General features: G+C 62.4%; 21 protein-coding genes. 10 read left to right on the forward strand and 11 right to left on the reverse strand.

What is annotated here, in order from left to right; translation table 11 throughout:
- Positions 1 to 23 precede the first annotated feature (23 nt).
- The 3 genes from K3175_RS08865 to K3175_RS08875 form a co-directional block, all read right to left on the reverse strand.
- The gene (locus K3175_RS08865; RefSeq protein WP_221542981.1) at positions 24 to 767 is read right to left on the reverse strand and encodes a thioredoxin domain-containing protein; all 744 of its coding nucleotides are present in this window, start codon (positions 765 to 767) and stop codon (positions 24 to 26) included.
- Positions 768 to 872: 105 nt separating this feature from the next.
- Positions 873 to 1,595, reverse strand: coding sequence for a thioredoxin domain-containing protein (locus K3175_RS08870; RefSeq protein ID WP_247710837.1), 723 nt, complete (start codon positions 1,593 to 1,595; stop codon positions 873 to 875).
- 7 nt (positions 1,596 to 1,602) lie between these two features.
- On the reverse strand, positions 1,603 to 2,166 hold the full coding sequence (locus K3175_RS08875; protein WP_221542983.1) for a DUF721 domain-containing protein: 564 nt from the start codon (positions 2,164 to 2,166) through the stop codon (positions 1,603 to 1,605).
- 14 nt (positions 2,167 to 2,180) lie between these two features.
- Here K3175_RS08875 and mutY point away from each other — a divergent pair, with 14 nt between their 5' ends.
- Positions 2,181 to 3,200 carry an A/G-specific adenine glycosylase gene (gene mutY / locus K3175_RS08880; protein WP_221542984.1) on the forward strand — a complete coding sequence of 340 codons (1,020 nt, stop codon included), beginning with the start codon at positions 2,181 to 2,183 and terminating at the stop codon, positions 3,198 to 3,200.
- Here the strand turns inward: mutY and K3175_RS08885 are convergent.
- Entirely contained in the window at positions 3,197 to 3,418 is a 222-nt protein-coding gene (locus tag K3175_RS08885; protein ID WP_221542985.1) for a hypothetical protein, read from the reverse strand. The genes mutY and K3175_RS08885 overlap by 4 nt on opposite strands.
- A gap of 116 nt (positions 3,419 to 3,534) precedes the next feature.
- On the opposite strand from K3175_RS08885, the gene K3175_RS08890 reads away from it, so the two are divergent.
- The 3 genes from K3175_RS08890 (at position 3,535) to K3175_RS08900 (ending at position 6,398) form a co-directional block, all read left to right on the forward strand.
- Entirely contained in the window at positions 3,535 to 4,848 is a 1,314-nt protein-coding gene (locus K3175_RS08890) for a serine hydrolase domain-containing protein (protein ID WP_221542986.1), read from the forward strand.
- An 81-nt stretch (positions 4,849 to 4,929) separates the two neighbouring features.
- A complete protein-coding gene (gene nudC, locus K3175_RS08895) occupies positions 4,930 to 5,712 on the forward strand; it encodes an NAD(+) diphosphatase (RefSeq protein WP_247710791.1) in 783 nt (260 codons plus the stop codon).
- A complete protein-coding gene (locus K3175_RS08900) occupies positions 5,709 to 6,398 on the forward strand; it encodes a DsbA family oxidoreductase (protein ID WP_221542987.1) in 690 nt (229 codons plus the stop codon). The genes nudC and K3175_RS08900 overlap by 4 nt, the downstream gene beginning before the upstream one ends.
- A 42-nt stretch (positions 6,399 to 6,440) precedes the next feature.
- Here the strand turns inward: K3175_RS08900 and K3175_RS08905 are convergent, their stop codons facing one another.
- The 5 genes from K3175_RS08905 to mgtE all read right to left on the reverse strand — a co-directional run bounded on the left by K3175_RS08905 (position 6,441) and on the right by mgtE (position 11,365).
- Positions 6,441 to 6,806 (reverse strand): hypothetical protein, encoded by a 366-nt coding sequence (locus tag K3175_RS08905; RefSeq protein WP_221542988.1) that lies wholly within the window; start codon positions 6,804 to 6,806, stop codon positions 6,441 to 6,443.
- Positions 6,807 to 7,022: 216 nt separating this feature from the next.
- On the reverse strand, positions 7,023 to 7,268 hold the full coding sequence (locus K3175_RS08910; RefSeq protein WP_221542989.1) for a hypothetical protein: 246 nt from the start codon (positions 7,266 to 7,268) through the stop codon (positions 7,023 to 7,025).
- A 66-nt stretch (positions 7,269 to 7,334) separates the two neighbouring features.
- On the reverse strand, positions 7,335 to 9,098 hold the full coding sequence (locus K3175_RS08915; protein ID WP_221542990.1) for a methyl-accepting chemotaxis protein: 1,764 nt from the start codon (positions 9,096 to 9,098) through the stop codon (positions 7,335 to 7,337).
- Positions 9,099 to 9,278: 180 nt separating this feature from the next.
- A complete protein-coding gene (locus K3175_RS08920) occupies positions 9,279 to 9,668 on the reverse strand; it encodes a DUF1489 family protein (protein ID WP_221542991.1) in 390 nt (129 codons plus the stop codon).
- Between the two features lie 236 nt (positions 9,669 to 9,904).
- Positions 9,905 to 11,365 carry a magnesium transporter gene (gene mgtE, locus K3175_RS08925; RefSeq protein WP_221542992.1) on the reverse strand — a complete coding sequence of 487 codons (1,461 nt, stop codon included), beginning with the start codon at positions 11,363 to 11,365 and terminating at the stop codon, positions 9,905 to 9,907.
- Positions 11,366 to 11,460: 95 nt separating this feature from the next.
- Here mgtE and K3175_RS08930 point away from each other — a divergent pair, with 95 nt between their 5' ends.
- The 6 genes from K3175_RS08930 to K3175_RS08955 all read left to right on the forward strand — a co-directional run bounded on the left by K3175_RS08930 (position 11,461) and on the right by K3175_RS08955 (position 16,938).
- Positions 11,461 to 11,922: a peptidylprolyl isomerase gene (locus K3175_RS08930; RefSeq protein WP_221542993.1), complete on the forward strand. Its 462-nt coding sequence runs from the start codon at positions 11,461 to 11,463 to the stop codon at positions 11,920 to 11,922.
- A 91-nt stretch (positions 11,923 to 12,013) separates the two neighbouring features.
- Positions 12,014 to 13,357, forward strand: coding sequence for a tRNA (N6-isopentenyl adenosine(37)-C2)-methylthiotransferase MiaB (gene miaB, locus K3175_RS08935; RefSeq protein ID WP_221542994.1), 1,344 nt, complete (start codon positions 12,014 to 12,016; stop codon positions 13,355 to 13,357).
- Positions 13,358 to 13,456: 99 nt separating this feature from the next.
- Positions 13,457 to 14,512, forward strand: coding sequence for a PhoH family protein (locus K3175_RS08940; protein WP_224811916.1), 1,056 nt, complete (start codon positions 13,457 to 13,459; stop codon positions 14,510 to 14,512).
- A 43-nt stretch (positions 14,513 to 14,555) separates the two neighbouring features.
- Positions 14,556 to 15,041, forward strand: a complete 486-nt coding sequence (gene ybeY / locus K3175_RS08945) for an rRNA maturation RNase YbeY (RefSeq protein WP_221542995.1) — start codon at positions 14,556 to 14,558, stop codon at positions 15,039 to 15,041.
- Between the two features lie 24 nt (positions 15,042 to 15,065).
- Positions 15,066 to 15,983, forward strand: a complete 918-nt coding sequence (locus K3175_RS08950) for a hemolysin family protein (RefSeq protein ID WP_221542996.1) — start codon at positions 15,066 to 15,068, stop codon at positions 15,981 to 15,983.
- A gap of 70 nt (positions 15,984 to 16,053) precedes the next feature.
- Positions 16,054 to 16,938, forward strand: a complete 885-nt coding sequence (locus K3175_RS08955) for a LysR substrate-binding domain-containing protein (protein ID WP_221542997.1) — start codon at positions 16,054 to 16,056, stop codon at positions 16,936 to 16,938.
- Here K3175_RS08955 and K3175_RS08960 read toward each other — a convergent pair.
- Complete coding sequence (locus K3175_RS08960) at positions 16,935 to 17,831, reverse strand: lysophospholipid acyltransferase family protein (protein ID WP_221542998.1); 897 nt, start codon at positions 17,829 to 17,831, stop codon at positions 16,935 to 16,937. The genes K3175_RS08955 and K3175_RS08960 overlap by 4 nt on opposite strands.
- A complete protein-coding gene (locus K3175_RS08965; protein ID WP_221542999.1) occupies positions 17,803 to 18,225 on the reverse strand; it encodes a Fur family transcriptional regulator in 423 nt (140 codons plus the stop codon). Before K3175_RS08965 ends, K3175_RS08960 begins: the two co-directional genes overlap by 29 nt.
- Between the last annotated feature and the right edge of the window lie 45 nt (positions 18,226 to 18,270).

An 18,270-nucleotide genomic window follows, 5' to 3' on the forward strand; every position in this document is an offset into this window, starting at 1 on the left:
CGCTGTCAGCCCCCCACCCGGCTTTACCTCGCGCCGGCGCGCTGGAGGATGGGTTCGAGGGCCGACCAGGTATTCGCGTCCACGGTGTTCCCGTTCAGCTGGAAGGTCGGCGTGCCAGCAATGTCATATTCCGAGCCATAGCGCTGAGTGAACTCGGCAGCTTTCTCGATCGCGGCCGTGTCGGCAAGACAGGTGCGGGCCTGGTCTTCGCTGATGCCGCGGGCGGCGAAGAAGTCGAGCAGGCCGATCTGCTGCGCGCCGGTCACGAAACGCTGTTCGATCGGCTGTTCCATCGCCTGCGAAAAGGCATCCGCATTGGCTTGATACGAACCCATGATCGTTTCCAGATTGGCCCAGACCTGGTCCGACAGCGGGATTACCGATTCAGCCGCACCGCATTTGGTCAGACGGCCAAGGGTGATGTCAATCGGGCCATGGATCGCGAACTGGCGCAGTTCGAAGCTGACCCGGCCGCTGTCGACATATTCCATCAGCGGTTCGCTGCCCTCGACCGAGAAGCGCGCGCAGGTCGGGCAGGTCAGCGACCCGTATTCTACCAGCTTCAGCGGGGCATCGGGATTGCCGACGAGCGTGCCGCCTTCTGCCGTTTCTTCAGCCACATCGCGCCACTGGGTGCCCGCAGGGGCGGAAATCGCAGCGATGGCATCGCCTTCGAGATCGGCGCTTTCGGCAGTGTCTGAGCTGCCGCAGGCGGCAAGTGCCAGCGCAAGCGGAGCGGCAATGGCGAAACGAAGGCTGCGTATCATCGAAATCCTCTTAATTTGGCCGGAAAGGCTAAGACAGGCCCTGCTGCAGATGAAGCAGGGCCGGCATTGTGTCCACAGGGATGTGCCCGGAAAAGCGTAGGTGTGTCAGCTTTTCGGGGTCTTGAAATATTCGTCGAGATGCGGCTGGAGCGATTTCCAGTCATGCACGTCCAGCGTCTTGCCGGCCATTATGAAGGTCGGCGTGCCGCGCAGGCCGAATTTCTCGACATCGGCCTGGCTCTGGTTGGCGATGGCATTCGCCTTGGCCTCGTCGGTCAGGCATTGGTCGAGCTGGGCGCGCGAGAAACCCCGGCCTTCCATGATATCGTAGAAGTCGAGATCGCTGGCGATGGCCTGCGCCCGGCTGGCAAAGCTGCCGAAGCGCCAGCGGCTGGTCTGCGCCTGCGTTGCCTTGCGGGCCTTGGCCATCCAGTCGGCATGCTTGATGATCAGCGCTTCGTGATTGCCGAAGAATTTGGACGGTTCACCGCACTGGGCGGCCAGCGCCGCCGTCAGATCGATGGGATCGCGGATCAGGTGCCGCACCTCGAAGGAAACCTTGCCCGTCGGGACATAGAGCATCTTTATCGCTCCATCGCCCGTGCGCGCGAAATCGGCGCAGTGCGAACAGGTGTAGCTCATGAATTCGACCAGCTTTCCCGGGGCTTCGGGGTTGCCGATCAGATGCCCGCCATCGGTCGCGGTAACCGTGGTACCCCAATTGCCCTTCTTCTGGGCATTGGCGCGCGGCGTATCCTGGGCGGCTGCGCCCACGGCCAGTGCGGATGCGGCCAGAACCATGAGCGGCTTGGTAAAGCGGGAAAACATAGGCACGTCAGTCTTTCCTGTTGTCATCGGTCCCGAAGTTGCGCGCCAGCGATTCCAGCACGGTACGCAGTTCGGGATCCCCTATATCGCGCAGGCTGTCGCCCAATTCCATGGGAATCGGCTTGAGCGAAGGTGGCGCTTTGGCCTTGTTCCTGTCCTCCGGCGGCTTAACCGCACCTTGCCGCATCTTGATCCGGGCCACTGCCTTGTAACCGAAGAAGCGGTTCACGCGCTCGGTAATCTCGGGCAGCACCTGCTGGATCAGCGGGGCATGCGCGGGCAGGACGACCAGTTCCAATATGCCTTCGGACTTCTCGCCGGGCGGAAAACGGATCATTTCGGGCATGCACACGCGGGCATGCGTTTCGCCCACGATTTCGGGCCAGCGGCTGACTACGCTGCTCTGCACGAAGCCGAACCGGCGGAAGGCCGGCCGCCCGATCTGCGGCATCAGGTCGGAAATCGCCTTGGCCCCCCCGCCGCGAGGGCGCTCGTAGGGCTTGAAGGGCTTTAATCCCTTCTTCGGTTTCCGGCTGTCTGTCTTGTCACTTCCCATTACGGCGCCGCTCATGCCATAGGCGCGGCGTGGCCGCCATAGTCTCGGAAAAATTGCTCGACTGGTACGATGCGCATGCACGGCGATTGCCGTGGCGCGCTATGCCCGGCGAAGCCGCGCCTGATCCCTACCGTGTGTGGCTGTCGGAAGTGATGCTGCAGCAGACGACCGTGGCGGCGGTGAAACCCTATTTCGAAGCGTTCACGGCCCGCTGGCCGACGGTGGACGATCTCGCCGCCGCGCCGGAAGAAGACGTCATGGCGGCATGGGCCGGCCTGGGCTATTATTCGCGCGCCCGCAATCTGGTGAAAGCGGCGCGCGCCGTGGCCGAACTGGGCCAATTCCCCGATACCGAAGCAGGCCTGCGCGAATTGCCGGGTCTGGGTGCCTATACGGCGGCGGCAGTCGCGGCGATCGCCTTCGGACGGCGGGCGGTGGTGGTCGATGCCAATGTGGAACGCGTCGTGGCCCGGCTCTTCGCGCTGGAGGAACCCTTGCCGGGGGTACGCAAACAGATCCGCAGCAGTGCCGACACGATCACGCCGGACCGGCGCGCAGGCGATTTCGCGCAGGGGATGATGGATCTCGGCGCGACGATCTGCACAGCGCGCGATCCCAAATGTCTGCTGTGCCCGCTGGCGAGCGAATGCGACGGGCGGGTTAGGGGCGATCCTTCACGGCTCCCGGTAAAGGCGCCGAAAAAGGCCAAGCCCGTGCGGGAGGGCAATGCCTACTGGATCGAGCGGGAGGGTTCGGTCTGGCTCGTGAAGCGCGAAGGCAAAGGCATGCTCGGCGGCATGCGCTCGCTGCCGGACGATGGCTGGTCGGCCCGGGCGGATGGCGATGGGCAAAAGCCGCTGGCGGGCGAATGGAGTGCGTCTGGCCTCGTGCGCCACACCTTCACCCATTTCGCGCTGGAACTGGCGGTCCAGCGCTATGCGGGCAGCGAACATCCCGCGGGGAACGGCGAATGGTGGCCGCTCGACCGGCTGGACGAGGCGGGTCTCCCGACCCTCTTCGCCAAGGCCGCGCGGCTGGCGCTGGCCTAGATGATGCCGCCGCCGAGCGAGAGGCGGATCACGGCGATCAACAGCACGATCAGGTTGAAATTGCGGCCGCTGTTGCTCGACGAAAGCTGCCCGATCACCACGCCGATGACGATCAGCGGCAGGGCGAACCAATTGCCCCAGCCAAGCAGCGGAATGGTCGACGGGATGACAATGACGAGCGAGATGATTCCGAAGAGGAAAGAGATCAGGTTCAGCATGTGTCCTATATGGGTAGGGCACTGGGGGGTCGCAAGAGGTTTCGTTTCGCAATTGACCGTTCAGCTTCAAATCCGCATCAACCGCCGGAACCAGTTTGAGGGAAAGAGGACGCTTCATGGCCTATCGTGAATTCGACGCACCGGAAATTTCGCGCCGATCCTTGCTGCGCGGCGGCGCCTGGCTGACCGCCGGAGCCGCGCTCGCGGCGGCGCCGATGGGCCGCGTCGGATTTGCGCAGGCACTACCCGAAGCCTCGCCCGCCTGGCCTCACGTGCAGGCGATGATCGATAAATATGTCGGCGGGCGCAAGCTGGCCAATATGGTCGCGGCGCTGGGCTGGGGCGAAGCCGAACCTACCTATCTAGCCCGCGGCGACCTTGCCCTTGGCAGCGGCAAACGCGCCGGGCCGGACAGCCTCTATCGCATCTATTCCATGACCAAGCCGATCACCGGCATGGCCGCGATGATCCTGATTGACGAAGGGAAGCTCGGGCTCGATCAGCCCATTGCCGAAATCCTGCCCGCATTCTCCAACATGATGGTGCAGAAGACCTATGATGGTTCGGTCACCGATCTGGAGCCTGCCGAACGCCCGATCACCGTGCGCCAGCTGCTGACGCATACTGCGGGCCTTGGCTATGGCATCGTGCAGAAGGGCCCGATCCGCGAGATGTATGCCAAATACGGCATCTCGCCCGGCCAGGTCAGCCGCCTTCCCATCCCCGGGCTGGGGCGCGATGAAGCGATTGCCGGGCTGGACAAATTCGCCAACAATCTTGCCCGCCTGCCGCTGGTGCTGCAGCCGGGGACGAAGTGGAGTTATTCGGTCGGGCTGGACCTGATGGGCCGCGTGATCGAAGTCGCCAGCGGCATGCCGTTCGACGAATATCTGCGCACCGCCATTTTCGAGCCGACCGGAATGAACAGCACATGGTTCCGCGTGCCGCAGAGCGAGGTGGGGCGCTTCACGACCAATTACGGTATCCTTGGCGGCAATCTGCTCCCGCTCGATCCTGCCGGTGCCTCCGTCTATCTCGACAAGCCGGCCTTTCCGTTCGGCGGGGCGGGCCTGGTATCGAGCGCGCGCGATTACGACCGTTTCCTCACCATGCTGCTCGGATATGGCATGATCGATGGCCGCCGCGTGATGAGTGAGGCCGCGGTCAAGCTTGGCACCTCCAACCTGCTGCCCGAAACTGCGACCACCAAGGGCACCTGGATCGATGGCCAGGGCTTCGGCGCGGGCGGCCGCGTGCAGGACGGCGCATATGGCTGGGGCGGGGCGGCCGGTACGGTCGCGCTGGTGAGCTACAAGGCTGGCCTGCGCGCCACCATGATGACGCAGTACATGCCTTCCGAAGCCTATCCGATCCACGAAGGTTTCCCCAAGGCCGTGATGGCCGATCTTGCAGCAATGCAAGGAGCCTGAGCCATCACCCTGTCCTTTACTGGATCGCGGCTGGACCGCGCCGATCACGTCCGTGCCGATCCCGAACGGCTGGCCGGATACATGAACTGGAAGGCCCGCCTGCTCGGGCTCGACGGGCTGATCCCCGGGCTCGACGATAACGGCGCGCTTGCCTGGGGCACGCTCGCCGATGCGCCTGAGGATGCAGAGCTGGTCTTTCTCGGCCTCGACGCTGGCAAGGCGTGCTTTGCCGCCGTCCCGCCTGCCGGAGATGCCAGTCCGCGCCTCGCCAATCCGCAGCTATGGTCGCTCATGGCCACGCTTCCTGCGGATGATCTGGCGCTGTACGGCGGTGCGCGCAGCATCGTCGACTGGCACGCACGGCACCGCTTCTGCGCGCAATGCGGCGGCGATACCAAGCTCGCCAAGGGCGGCTGGCAGCGCGATTGCACTGCCTGCGGAGCAAGCCATTTCCCGCGCACCGATCCGGTCACCATCATGCTGGTCGAACATGACGGCAAGCTGATGCTGGGCCGCGGCCTCGGTTGGCCCGAAGGCCGGTTTTCCGCGCTTGCCGGCTTCGTCGAGCCGGGCGAGAGCATTGAGGAAGCTGTTGCGCGCGAGGTGCTGGAGGAAAGCGGCGTACGCGTGCGCGACGTGACCTATATCGCCAGCCAGCCCTGGCCCTTTCCCAGCCAGCTGATGATCGGCTGCCATTCTTTCGCCGACGATACCGCTCTCACGATCGACGAGACCGAGATGGCGGAAATCGATTGGTACACGCGCGAGGATGTCGAGGCGGCGCTGGCAGGCAATGGCCCCTTCGTCGCGCCGCCGCCGCATGCCATCGCGCATTATCTGATGGAATGGTGGGTGAAGAGATGACCGAGCCGCGCAAACTCTCGATCGACATCTGGTCCGATGTCATGTGCCCCTGGTGCCTCGTCGGCTGGGGCAATCTCTCGCAGGCGCTCGGCCAGCTGGAAGGCGAGATCGAGGCCGAGATCCGCTGGCACGCCTTCGAACTCAATCCCGATATGCCCGAAGAGGGCGAGGAGCGCACCGCGCACATCGCCCGCAAATATGGCCGGACCATCCAGCAGTCGAAAGAGGTGCAGGGCCAGATGCGCGCCGCCGCCGAGGCCGCGGGGGTATCGCTCGACTATCAGGGCGAGGAGCCCGCGCCCGACGCGATGATGTGGAACACCTTCGCCGCGCATAGGCTGCTGACCTGGGCGCTCGAAGAACACGGGCCAGAGGCACAGACCCGGCTGAAGCTCGCACTGTTCAAGGCGCATTTCAACCAGCGCCGCCGCATCGGCGAGCGCGAGGTCTTGCTCGATGTGGCCCAAGAAGCCGGGCTCGACCGCGAGGCTGCCGCCGCCGCGCTCGACCGCGAGGACATCGCCCGCAAGACCCGCACCGAAGAAAAGGCCGCAATGGAAATGAACATCACCGGCGTGCCCGCAATGCTGGTCGAAGGCCGCTTCATAATCCCCGGTGCCCAACCGCCTGAGGCTTATGTGAATGCGCTCAGGCGCGTTGCGGAGAAGACTGTCGTGGGAGGATGATGTCGCTCACTGTCTACTAATGACCCGATTGCGGACATTCGGCTATACAGGCTCCCAATTGCGCCGAAACAGCCATTTCATCTGCAGTTTGAATATTTCCCAGCGACTTGCAGTTCTGCCGAATCCTTTACGCCTCTGGGCGAAATATTCCATGAATTGCGAGGCAGTTGTGGTTGCCGCAAATAAGCTCGGCTGAGTCAAAGCGATCAAATCAAGGCAACTGCGTCCCCAGCGACATCCATCTTCTAGAAGTGTAATTCGGGGGTATTCAATTCCTTTGATTGAAATCAGACTGTCTTTCATATCTTTGAAAGCGGCGTCAACGGCGCTGGCCGCACTGTTCGCCAGCAGTTCTTTTTTGATACGATCTAATGGCACCGATTTACCCCCGAGAACGTAAATTCGCATGAGTATGGAATGATGCAATCTTCCAAGCCTGATTGGTTCGTTGGACAAAAGTTGGATCTCCGGACAAGTAAAACTTCAAAGATTATGGCGAACAACCTTTAATGTTCTATTTCCACCCCTGAGCGGGCATTCGCAATCTGCCGGTGAAGACTTTCAAGTTACAAAAAACCCCGCCGGTGAGGGCGGGGCCATTTGATCGGTTTCTTGGGAGCGAACTTAGCTCGATCGGCTGTTCTGCATGGCCTGGCGGGTCTTTTCGCCCTTCTTGGCGTCCTGCGCCGGATTGTCCGAGCCGACTTCCGGTTCGCGGTTTTCGGGATCGGTCGCGCGGTTCAGTTCGCCCCGCTTGCCGACCCTGCGGTTGACTTCGCCGCCCGACGAGCTTTGCTGCGACGGGGTGGGGTGCTTGGTCATCTCGTCGATGAGTTCGTTGTCGGGGTGCATTGACTGGCGTTCGGGCATGATTGCTATCTCCTTTACCCCATCAACGGCTGGGCCTTCGGCGATGTTCCGAACGGCAGACCTTTCTTAGGCGGCAAGGATCTTGCCGACGAATGCGGTGGCTTCGCGCTTCAGCCCTCTCGCGTCTGCGTCGAGGCCGGTCGCCGCATCCAGCAGCTGATCTGCCGCCATTCCCGTGTCGCGCGCTCTTTCGCGCAATTGCTCGATACTCATTTCGATCTCTCCGACGCCGGCCACGGCCATGTCCAGACTGCGCGCCAGTTCGCGGCTCGATACCGATTGCTGGTCGACCGCGCCGGCGATGGCGGTGGCCGTGGCCTCGACTTCGCGGATGCGCTCGCCGATCAGCGTCAGTGCTCCCGCGCTGCTGCGGGTGCTTGCCTGCATGGAGGCCATTCTGGCGGAGACGTTCCCGGTCGCCTCGCGCGTCTGGCGCGCCAGTTCCTTGACCTCGCTCGCCACCACGGCAAAGCCGCGCCCGGCATCGCCGCCCCGCGCGGCCTCGATCGAGGCGTTGAGGGCGAGCAAATTCGTCCGATCAGCGATGGAGGCGATGAGATCGACCACCTCGCCCACTTCGGCGGCAGCGCGGGCGAGTTCCTTCACCGTCTCGTCGGCAAGTTCGGCGCTCGCGCGCGTCTCCTGCGCCAGCGAAGCGGATTGCGCGGCCTGCTTGCCGATTTCCCCGATCGACAGGGCGAATTCATCGGTGGCCGCAGCCGCCGATGTCATTCCGGTGGCCGTATCGTTCATCCGGCGCACCACATCTTCCACCAGATCGACCGACTGGCTGGCGGCGCTCGCCATCGAACTGGCGGTCTTTTCCAGCTGGTGGGATGCGGCGGCGACATTGGTCACCACATCGCCCATCCCGCCTTCGAACCCACGCGCCAGATCGCGCAGCATCGCCCGCTGGTCCTCGCGCGCTTGCCGCTGCAGACCGGTCAGCGCTTCGGCGCTTTCGCGGAATACCACCAGCGCGCGTGCCATCTCGCCGATCTCGTCATCGCGTTCCGCTCCGGGAATGGCGATCGAGCGATCGCCATCGGCCAGCGCGCTCATCGCGCCGGTGATCTCGCCCAGCGATTGCGACACCTGACCTGCCATCCGCCGCGCGGCGAGCACGACCACGAGACCGCAGGCGAGGATGAGCGCCAGCGCCCCGATCGACATCCAGAACTTCAGGCTTTCCAGATCATGCTGGGCCCGCTCCGCCGCGTCGGAAAGTTCGGTTTCGATTTCGCCGCTCTGGTCCGACAGCAGCCTGCCGCTGACATCGATGGCTTCGGCCAGCATGGCCGCGTTCTCCTGCGGGCCATAGGCCGAAACCGAAGCACGCAGCGCCTCGAGCTCGGGCCGGAAGCCGGATACCTGATTGCGCAGCCACGCGATCCTTTCCTGCGAGGTCGCCTCGCTGACGTCGGTCGCCATCGATCGGTCGAGCCGCTTGCTGGCATCCTCCAGCGAAGCGAACGCCGCCGCGATCGAGTCTTCGCTGCCTGTCACTGCATAGCGCGATGCGTGGTAGCGGCTGTGGGCGATGCCGGTATCGAATTGCGATGCCGCCAGCGCGCGTTCGGCAATGACGGCGCTGCGATCCGAGCGCAGCGAGACCTGGTAGAACCCTATTCCCAGAAGAACGGCGAGGCCGAGCAGGATGCTTATGGCAAGCGCGACGAAGAGGGATATCTGGCCGCGGATCGTGCGCCGCGATGCCAGTGCGCGGCGGATCGGGGCGGGTAGATGGCGGGCCGGGGCCGCGTTCAAAGTCGGGGCGGGTTCCAGAAAACCTGTGTCCGCAGCCGGAAGAAACTTGGTCTGAATGTTCATGGTGCAGGCCCCGATGTGCCCTGCGACATCCGTGCGGCAAGGCTTGGTTCGGAAGCGCGGCTAGCCTGCAAAAATGACAGGAAAATGAAGCGGTTTCAGGGGTTTGGTGGTTAATTTTTCTTAATCACCATGACGCCGGATCAGCTGTATGTCACAATCTTGCCAAATCAGCGGCCTGCATCAGATAAGGCCCAGCCTTTCGAGCTTCCCGGCCAGCTTTCCGGGCAGCACATCGCCGATATCTTCGCCTTCCTCCAGATCCCGGGGCGGATCGCCCTTGAGATAGCGCCAGCCCTGATGCGCGCGCTTGGGGCGCGGGTGGACACGGACCAGTTCGGGCTTGAGATCGATCGACCAGCGCCCCGTGGGCGTCTCGCTGAAGCCGAGGATTTCGCTGCGTGCGACGATCGAATGCTGGTGGATCCAGTAAAGCGAGCCGCCGATGCATTCCTTCCATTTGGTCGGGCGATAACGGGTGGTGAGATTGGGGCTGCGCCGCTGCGCGTACCAGCTTTCGATATCGCCGAAGCTCTGCGCGCCGAACGCGATCTTGGTCAAATGGAGCGGCATCCGGTGGAGATAGGGCCTGAACCCGAAAGAGCAACCGCTATGCGCAGGCCGAAACGGGGGCCGGGCGGGACGCTTCCAAAAAGGCCTTTCCTACATGGCGCGACCGGTTGCAGGGTGTGCGAATGCCCGCCTTCCACCCTCTCGAAACCAAGGTTTCCTGCCGCTTTGAGCAGGGTGCGCGGGCCCCGGATTATTTCCCCCTGGACCGTGCTCCATGTGCTCCATCCTGTAGGAAACTACCCCGCGATCCCGCTCGCCACGGCCAGTCCGAGAAAGGCAAAGAAGCCCATCGAATCGGTGATCATGGTGACGAACACGCTGCTCGCCACCGCCGGGTCCTGATCCAGCCGGTCGAAAGCCACGGGGACCAGCACGCCTGCAAGACCGGCCGTCGCCACATTGATGACCATGGCCAGCGCAATCACCGCGCCAAGCATGGGCGTGAAGATCGCTGCCGTCGCCAGCCCGATCAGCACGGCGATGGTCACACCGTTGAGCGTCGCCACGCGAAACTCGCGCCACAGTATCCGGCCGGTATTCGAACTCGTCAGCTGGTTCATCGCGATGGCGCGCACCGTCACCGCCATGGTCTGCGTGCCCGCATTGCCGCCGATGCTGGCGACAATGGGCATCAATACGGCAAGCGCTACCAACTGCTCGATCGCCGCGCCGAAGGCCGCGATGATCAGGCTGGCGACCAGCGCGGTGCCGAGATTGGCCACCAGCCAGCGCACGCGGCTGGAATAGGCTTCGCGAATCGGTTCGTTGATGTCGCCTTCGCCCGCGCCGGACATGAGCAGCGCGTCTTCGCCCGCTTCCTCGGCGATGATGTGGACGATGTCGTCGACGGTCATCTGGCCGACCAGCCGGCCGTCCTCGTCGATCACGGCGGCGCTGATCAGGCCGTACTTCTGGAACATCAGCGCGACCTCTTCCTGGTCGAGCGTGGCGGGGATCAGCGTCTGGTCGCGCTTCATCACATCGCCCAGCGAGACGTCGCGCGGCGTGCGCAGGATCCACGAAAGCTGGCAGGTGCCGACGGGATGCATGCGCTGGTCGATGACGAAGATCTCGAAGAAGTCCTCGGGAAGGTCGCGCCCGTCACGCAGGAAATCGATGATGTCGCCCACGGTCACGTGTTCGGGCACGGCCACGAACTCGCGGTTCATCAGGCGGCCAGCAGTCTCCTCCGGGTAGGAGAGGGCGGTCTGGATGGCGATCCGGTCTTCCGGATCGAGCTCGGCGAGGATGGCCTTCTGGTTGTCCTCGGCCAGATCCTCGATCAGCTGGACGGCATCGTCGGTATCGAGCTGTTCCGCGATCTGCGCCACCGCATCGGCGGGCAGCGCCTCCATCATCTCGTCGCGGACATAGTCGTTGAGTTCGGCAACGACTTCGCTGGTCATGAGATCGGTGATCTCGCTGGCGAGCCGGTGACGATCCTCCTTCTCGAACAGCTCGAGAAGGTCGGCGACGTCGGCGGGGTGCAGCGGTTCGACGAGATCGTAAAGCTCACCGCTCGCGCCTGCTTCCAGCGCTTCCTCGACCGAGCGGACGAACTCGCGCTTCAGCGTGTTCTCCTCGTCCATGCGCTCGTCGTCGATGCGGTCGTCGGGGCGCGCGCCATCGTCCGGCCCGCTATCCGTGCCCGGCGCCAGCATCACATCGTCTTCGTCGAGGCGCGTCTCGTCGACCATATCGCCGCTCTAGGGAGCGCAAGCCGAAAAGCAAGCCGTGACACAGGCGCTGTCCCTGCTAATGAGGCGCCAACCGAATTACAGGAGACATACCAATGGCAGACAAACTGACATTCACCCTCGACACCGGCGACGGCGAAAACAAGGATGTGGTGATCAAGCTGCGCCCCGATCTCGCACCCGGCCATGTCGAGCGGATCACGACGCTAGTGGGCGAAGGCTTCTACGACGGCGTGGTTTTCCACCGCGTGATCCCCGGCTTCATGGCGCAGGGCGGCGATCCGACCGGCACTGGCATGGGCGGCAGCGACAAGCCCGACCTCAAGGCCGAATTCAACAGCGAACCGCATACCCGCGGCACCTGCTCGATGGCCCGCACCCAGGTGCCCGACAGCGCCAACAGCCAGTTCTTCATCTGCTTCGATGACGCCGAATTCCTCGACGGCCAGTACACCGTCTGGGGCCAGGTCGAGAGCGGCATGGAACACGTCGATGCCCTGCCCAAGGGCGAGCCGCCGGCAAACCCGGGCAAGATCGTGAAGGCGACTGTTTCGTAAGTCGTTCGATCATCTCGAACCGGAAGGGCGGCCACGTGCCGCCCTTCGCATTGTAGGACCCCGAGCTTTTCGCTATGTGCGCCCGCCTATCATGAAACCTACCACTTCCCCCAAGACCTACAGGGTCAAGAGCTTCGGCTGCCAGATGAACGTCTATGACGGCGAGCGCATGGCCGAGATGCTGGGCGAGCGCGGCATCGTGCCCGCGCCCGAAGGCGAGGAAGCCGATCTCGTCGTGCTCAACACCTGCCACATCCGCGAGAAAGCTGCCGAAAAGGTCTATTCGGATATCGGCCGCCTTACCAAGGCCGGGCGCAAGGTCGGCAAGGAGCCGCTGATCGCCGTGGCCGGCTGCGTCGCACAGGCCGAGGGCGAGGAGATCATGAAGCGCTCTCCGGCGGTCCGCATGGTTGTCGGCCCGCAGGCCTATCACCGCCTGCCGGAGATGCTCGATAAGGCGGTGAAGGGCGAACGGGCGACCGACACGGACATGCCCGCCATCGCCAAGTTTGCAGCATTGCCGGAGCGCCGCCGCACCAATCCGGCAAGCTTCCTGACCGTGCAGGAAGGTTGCGACAAGTTCTGCACCTATTGCGTTGTGCCCTATACTCGCGGCGCCGAAATCAGCCGGCCCTATGCGGACCTCGTCACCGAAGCGAGGAAGCTGGTCGACGCAGGCGCGAAGGAAATCACGCTGCTGGGCCAGAATGTCTCGGCATGGTCGGGCGAGGACGAGAAGGGTCATCAAGTCGGGCTCGCGGGCCTGATCCGTGATCTTGCCAAGGTCGATGGCCTCGCGCGCATCCGCTACACCACCAGCCATCCGGCCGACATGGATGACGATCTGATCGCCGCGCATGGCGAAGTGGACAAGCTCATGCCCTTCCTCCACCTGCCGGTGCAGGCTGGCAGCGACCGTGTCCTGAAGGCCATGAACCGCAGCCACACGGCCGAAAGCTATCTCAAGCTGCTTGACCGCTTCCGCGCCGCACGGCCCGATCTTGCGCTGTCGGGCGACTTCATCGTCGGCTTTCCGGGCGAAACCGATGCCGAATTCGAGGAAACGCTCGCACTGGTCGATGAGGTCAAATACGCTCAGGCCTTCAGTTTCAAGTACAGCCAGCGCCCCGGTACGCCCGCCGCGACGATGGAAGGGCAGGTCGCCAAGGAAGTCATGGACGACCGGCTCCAGCGCCTCCAGGCCGCGCTCAACCGGGATCAGCTGGCCTTTAACGAGGCAAGTGTGGGGCGGACCTGCGAAGTGCTCGTCGAACGCAAGGGCAAGCTCAAAGGGCAGTGGCTTGGCAAGTCGCCATGGCTTCAGAGCGTATGGTTCGAAGGCGAAGCAGCCATCGGCGATCTGGTGGAGGCCGAACTGGTCGAGGCGGGCCCAAATTCGCTCGCCGGCAAGCTTCGGGAAAAGGTATCTGCCTGATTACAGGCGTGTGACTTTCCACCGTCTTTGATCGTGCCAGCTTGTTTCACGGGCGGGAATGCCTAGATTTCCGACTCGATACTCATGCGAAAGGAGCAGATGGCTCGCAAACCAGCTCAGAAGCGTTCGGGTCACTCCGAACCGGCCCTGACCAAACCGCCCGTACCACAGCGCGAGGTTCGCCGCGCGCAGGTGGATGTGAACTTCGACAATCAGAGCCTTCTCGGCGCTCTGTTCGGACAGTTCGACGCTAATCTGGTCCAAGTGGAAAACCGGCTTGGCGTGTTCATTTCCGCTCGCGGCAATGCGATCCATATCGAAGGCCCCGAAGACAGCGTCGCCCGCGCACGCGACGTGCTCAACGAAATGTATGACCGCCTCGCCATGGGGCAGGATCTCGATGCGGGTGCCATCGAGTCGCTGATCGCCATGTCGAACGAACCCACGCTCGACGGTATCGTTGACGGCAAGCTGAGCGATGCCAAGGGCGGGCCGCCGATCATGATCCGCACGCGCCGCAAGACCATCGTGCCGCGCAGCGCCATGCAGGCGACCTATATGCGCAGCCTGGTGCGTGACGACATCATCTTCGCGCTGGGCCCGGCGGGTACGGGCAAGACCTATCTGGCGGTCGCGCAGGCCGTGGCGCAACTGATCACCGGCAGCGTACAGCGCCTGATCCTGTCGCGCCCTGCGGTCGAGGCAGGGGAGAAACTGGGCTTCCTCCCGGGCGATATGAAAGACAAGGTCGATCCCTATTTGCGCCCGCTTTACGATGCGCTCTACGATTGCATGCCGCCCGAGCAGGTGGAGCGGCGGCTGGCATCGGGAGAGATCGAGATCGCGCCCATTGCCTTCATGCGTGGTCGCACCTTGGCCGACGCCTTTGTCATCTTGGACGAAGCGCAGAATACCACGCGCGAACAGATGAAGATGTTCCTGACCCGGTTTGGCCAAAACAGCCGCATGGTGATTTGCGGAGATCCGCGGCAGGTCGACATCCCTGGCGGCGACGGCATGAGCGGCCTTGCCGATGCGGTCGGTAAGCTGGAGGGGGTGGATGGTTTCGGTACGATCCGGTTCACCGCCGCCGACGTCGTCAGACATCCCATCGTCGGGCGTATCGTCGAGGCTTACGAAGGCCCTTCCGCATAACTAGCGGATAAAGGCAGCTGTTCAGACCCAACGGAAGCGCGATTTGCAACTCGATATCGACGTAGACGGCTGGCCCGACCATCACGATTGGGAGGCCCTGTGCCAGCAAGCGCTCGATGCGCTCTTCGATGTCGAGCCTGCGCTGAACAGCTCACGCCTTATTACCAGCGTACTCTATACCTCCGACACCCAAGTCCACGAGTTGAACAAAGAGTGGAGGGGTAAAGACAAGCCGACAAATGTCCTCTCTTTTCCCATGCTCGAGCGGGACGACCTCCTTGCGCTAGCGGCGGAAGGTCCACCGGAAATGCTCGGCGACATCGCTCTGGCATTCGAAACCTGTCAGCGCGAAGCCGATGAAAAAGCGGTGGCTTTAAAGGACCACACCGCCCACCTGCTCGTTCACGGTTTCTTGCATCTCGCCGGCCATGATCACGTGGATTCCGACAGTCAGGCAGCGGCGATGGAAAAACTCGAAGTAGAAGCGCTTGCAAAACTAGGCATCGCGGACCCATATGGAGACCGCTGAATTTTTGGAGTAGCAAAACGGCCCATGGCCAATTCTTCACCCCCCGCCGGAGACGCGGAGAGTAGCAGCGGGCTGTGGCCCGCCATTCGCAAATTGTTTGACGCCGAAGGTGGTGGCCGGAGCCTGCGTGCCCAGCTCGAAGAAGCTATCGACGAGCATGAAGGCGAAAACGGTTCCGAAGATACTGAAGATGCGGCCAAGGGCGATCTTTCGGGTGTCGAGCGCCAGATGCTCCGCAATCTGCTCCACTTTTCCGAACATGACGCTGATGATGTCGCTGTCCCTCGCGGCGAAATCATCGCGATCAATGCCGACGCGACGTGGGATGAAGTGGTCTCGACCTTTTCGGAGCACGGTCATTCGCGCATGCCCGTCTATCGAGGCCAGCTCGACGATGTGATCGGGATGGTGCACATCAAGGATATTTTCTCTTACCTGGCCGAGCGCAAGCCGCCGCCGGAAGACTGGACCGTTCTAATGCGTCAGCCGCTCTATGTGCCGCAGACGCGCAATGCGCTGGATGTGCTGGCGGACATGCGATCCCAGCGCATGCACCTCGCAATTGTGCTCGATGAATTCTCTGGCACCGATGGTCTTATCACCATTGAAGATCTGGTCGAGGAAATCGTCGGGGAAATCGAGGATGAGCATGACGATGCGCCCGAGGAGTGGATCGCCCCGATCGGCGACGGCATGTGGGATTGCGACGCAAGGGCCGAGCTGGATGACGTGGCAGATCGGATCGATCCGCGACTTGCCGAGGTAGAAGAGTCGGTCGATACGCTCGGCGGTCTGGCATTCGTTCTGGCTGAGCAGGTTCCGCCCAAGGGCGAGATACTAGAGCATTCCTCAGGTTGGCGCATCGAAGTGACCGATGGCGACGAGACTCATGTGACCCGTCTGCGGCTCCATGCTCCAAAGCCGGAAGAGCCCGCAGACTGACCTTTCGTCAGTTGCAGAAAACCGCACATTCGCACTCGACAGGTGGCATTTTAATGCATAGGCGGGAGCTATGGCCTCCCGCCGTTTGCCTCCCCTTCGTGCTTTAGAAGCTTTCGTGCGCACCGTGCGGCTTGGTTCTGCGCGTGCGGCTGCTGACGAACTTGGCTTGAGTCCGAGCGCACTTTCGCGGCGCATTGGGAATCTGGAAGAATTCGTTGGCAAGAAGCTGTTTACGCGTGCGCGGCAAGCGATGCAGCTGACCGATGATGGCCACGCCTTTTACGAAGCAGTGAATCCGCAGCTGGAGGCCTTGGCGAGAGCGGTAGAAAGCCAGTCGGAAAATCTGTCGGTCTTGCGTCTGCATCTCGGCGTATTGCCGCTATTCGGCAGCCAGCGACTGTTTCCGCGACTTGCCGAACTTCGCGCGCGCCATCCGCTTTTGCACATCGACATCGATACCGGCGCGCATCTCGAAGACAGGGTCGGGGATGTGCTCGATGCAGCCATCATCCTGTCGCGCGGGCCTTCGCGTGGGCTTCACGCGGTACGGCTCGATTACAACAAGGTCCATGCCATCTGCAGCCGCGACCTTGCCCAGAAGTTAGGTGATGTTCCCGAAGAAGAACTGCTGTCGAAGCAGACATTCCTTATTCACAACGAATTGCCCGAGAGCTTTTCAGCCTGGCGCGCCGAGATCGGCCATCCCAATCTTGAACCGGCGGCAATCGATCATTTCGACTCCGGTCAGCTCATGCTCGAAGCTGCTGCACAGGGGCTTGGCATCGCAATCATGCACGACGATCACATGCGCCGCGCCGCCGATCCGCGTCTGGCGACGCTATATAATGCGACGGTCGAGAGCCCTTACAGCTATTGGTTTGTATGCAAGCCCACTGCGCTTGAGGAACGTCCGGTCCGACTGTTCCATGATTGGCTGGTAAAAGCCGACCTCTAGGCGTCTGTCATTTTCGGTCGGTAGCGTACGGCTTCGACGACATGCTGGTAATCGCGGAGCGGTTTGCCGAGATTGGCAACCAGCTGCGTTTCGATTTCCTCGCGAGCCTTTGCTGCGATGGCCTTGCGCCCACGATAATCTTCGGGGCTGAACGGGTCGAGATAATGGATCCTCAGCTTGAATGAGCCACGCCGCGCCATGACTCGCATGGCGTTCTGGAGGCCAGTTTCCTCCCCAATCCAGGCGATTTCTTCCGAATTGGGGCCGTAATCTATGACCACTGGTTGCACCATTACTCCCGGTGGAGGCGGTTCCATCACGGAGATCATTGAAGATTTGAACGGAAGCAGGGAATGTCCGTCGGTCACCGTGCCTTCAGGGAATACGGTGACGGACCAATTGTCTTGCAACGCCTCTTTCAACGCGTTGATCTGCTCGGCCACGCCCATCCTATGTTCTCGCTTCACGAACACCGTTCGGTTGAGGCTGCACAGCCAGCCAATGACCGGCACCTGGCTAAGCTCCCATTTCGCGACGAACGCCGTACCGCTCGCGCCTGCCATCGCGAGAATATCGATCCAGGATATATGATTGGAGATGAAGAAGACGTCGCGGTGAAGGGGCGTGCCCACCACCTCGACGCGCGCGCCTACCACGCGTGCAGTATAACGAAGGAACAGCATCGGGAAGGGCGAGCCATATGCAAACAGGCGATACGCATAGTGTAGCGGCACGAAGATGAGCAGGAGGAGAAAAATGCCGATCATCCGCAGTGCGAATCGACACCATCCGATTGGCGTCAACGGTACTTTCTCTCCGGCAGCGGCGGCCAGCCGCTTGGCCGTGTAGCGCGCGAGTTTGCGCTCAGCTCTCGCGGTCGAGCCGGACGCCATAGAGTTCCATCCGGTGATCGACGAGGCGGTATCCGAGCTTCTCCGCTATCTGTTTCTGCAGCGCTTCCAACTCAGGATCGACGAATTCTACGACCTTGCCGCTTTCCACGTCGATTAGATGATCGTGATGGGCTTCCGGAGCGGCTTCATACCGGGCACGGCCGTCACCGAAATCGTGACGGTCGAGAATACCTGCCTCTTCGAATAGTCTGACGGTCCGGTAAACCGTGGCAATGGAGATTCCCGGATCGATCTCGCTGGCACGGGCGTGAACCATCTCCACATCCGGGTGGTCGTCGCTTTCGGACAGCACCCGAGCTATCACGCGGCGCTGTTCCGTAATGCGCAGACCCTTGTCGGCACAAAGCTGTTCGAGATCGATACGCTGATGCAAGTGGTCTTCCTGAATGAATAACGCCCCGCACCTTATCTGGGCGGG

Source organism: Qipengyuania aestuarii (assembly GCF_019711535.1).
GTDB classification, from domain to species: domain Bacteria; phylum Pseudomonadota; class Alphaproteobacteria; order Sphingomonadales; family Sphingomonadaceae; genus Qipengyuania; species Qipengyuania aestuarii.

What these genes read in the sequence shown, in the direction of transcription:
- K3175_RS08865 (WP_221542981.1), bottom strand. Translation starts at nt 767, where the DNA reads ATGATACGCAGCCTTCGTTTCGCCATTGCCGCTCCGCTTGCGCTGGCA.
- mgtE (WP_221542992.1), bottom strand. Translation starts at nt 11,365, where the DNA reads ATGGTCGACGAGACGCGCCTCGACGAAGACGATGTGATGCTGGCGCCG.
- K3175_RS08955 (WP_221542997.1), top strand. Translation starts at nt 16,054, where the DNA reads ATGGCCTCCCGCCGTTTGCCTCCCCTTCGTGCTTTAGAAGCTTTCGTG.
- miaB (WP_221542994.1), top strand. Translation starts at nt 12,014, where the DNA reads ATGAAACCTACCACTTCCCCCAAGACCTACAGGGTCAAGAGCTTCGGC.
- K3175_RS08900 (WP_221542987.1), top strand. Translation starts at nt 5,709, where the DNA reads ATGACCGAGCCGCGCAAACTCTCGATCGACATCTGGTCCGATGTCATG.
- K3175_RS08915 (WP_221542990.1), bottom strand. Translation starts at nt 9,098, where the DNA reads ATGAACATTCAGACCAAGTTTCTTCCGGCTGCGGACACAGGTTTTCTG.
- K3175_RS08875 (WP_221542983.1), bottom strand. Translation starts at nt 2,166, where the DNA reads ATGAGCGGCGCCGTAATGGGAAGTGACAAGACAGACAGCCGGAAACCG.
- K3175_RS08960 (WP_221542998.1), bottom strand. Translation starts at nt 17,831, where the DNA reads ATGGCGTCCGGCTCGACCGCGAGAGCTGAGCGCAAACTCGCGCGCTAC.
- K3175_RS08910 (WP_221542989.1), bottom strand. Translation starts at nt 7,268, where the DNA reads ATGCCCGAACGCCAGTCAATGCACCCCGACAACGAACTCATCGACGAG.
- K3175_RS08930 (WP_221542993.1), top strand. Translation starts at nt 11,461, where the DNA reads ATGGCAGACAAACTGACATTCACCCTCGACACCGGCGACGGCGAAAAC.
- K3175_RS08890 (WP_221542986.1), top strand. Translation starts at nt 3,535, where the DNA reads ATGGCCTATCGTGAATTCGACGCACCGGAAATTTCGCGCCGATCCTTG.
- nudC (WP_247710791.1), top strand. Translation starts at nt 4,930, where the DNA reads ATGAACTGGAAGGCCCGCCTGCTCGGGCTCGACGGGCTGATCCCCGGG.
- K3175_RS08885 (WP_221542985.1), bottom strand. Translation starts at nt 3,418, where the DNA reads ATGCTGAACCTGATCTCTTTCCTCTTCGGAATCATCTCGCTCGTCATT.
- K3175_RS08870 (WP_247710837.1), bottom strand. Translation starts at nt 1,595, where the DNA reads ATGTTTTCCCGCTTTACCAAGCCGCTCATGGTTCTGGCCGCATCCGCA.
- K3175_RS08950 (WP_221542996.1), top strand. Translation starts at nt 15,066, where the DNA reads ATGGCCAATTCTTCACCCCCCGCCGGAGACGCGGAGAGTAGCAGCGGG.
- K3175_RS08940 (WP_224811916.1), top strand. Translation starts at nt 13,457, where the DNA reads ATGGCTCGCAAACCAGCTCAGAAGCGTTCGGGTCACTCCGAACCGGCC.
- K3175_RS08920 (WP_221542991.1), bottom strand. Translation starts at nt 9,668, where the DNA reads ATGCCGCTCCATTTGACCAAGATCGCGTTCGGCGCGCAGAGCTTCGGC.
- K3175_RS08905 (WP_221542988.1), bottom strand. Translation starts at nt 6,806, where the DNA reads ATGCGAATTTACGTTCTCGGGGGTAAATCGGTGCCATTAGATCGTATC.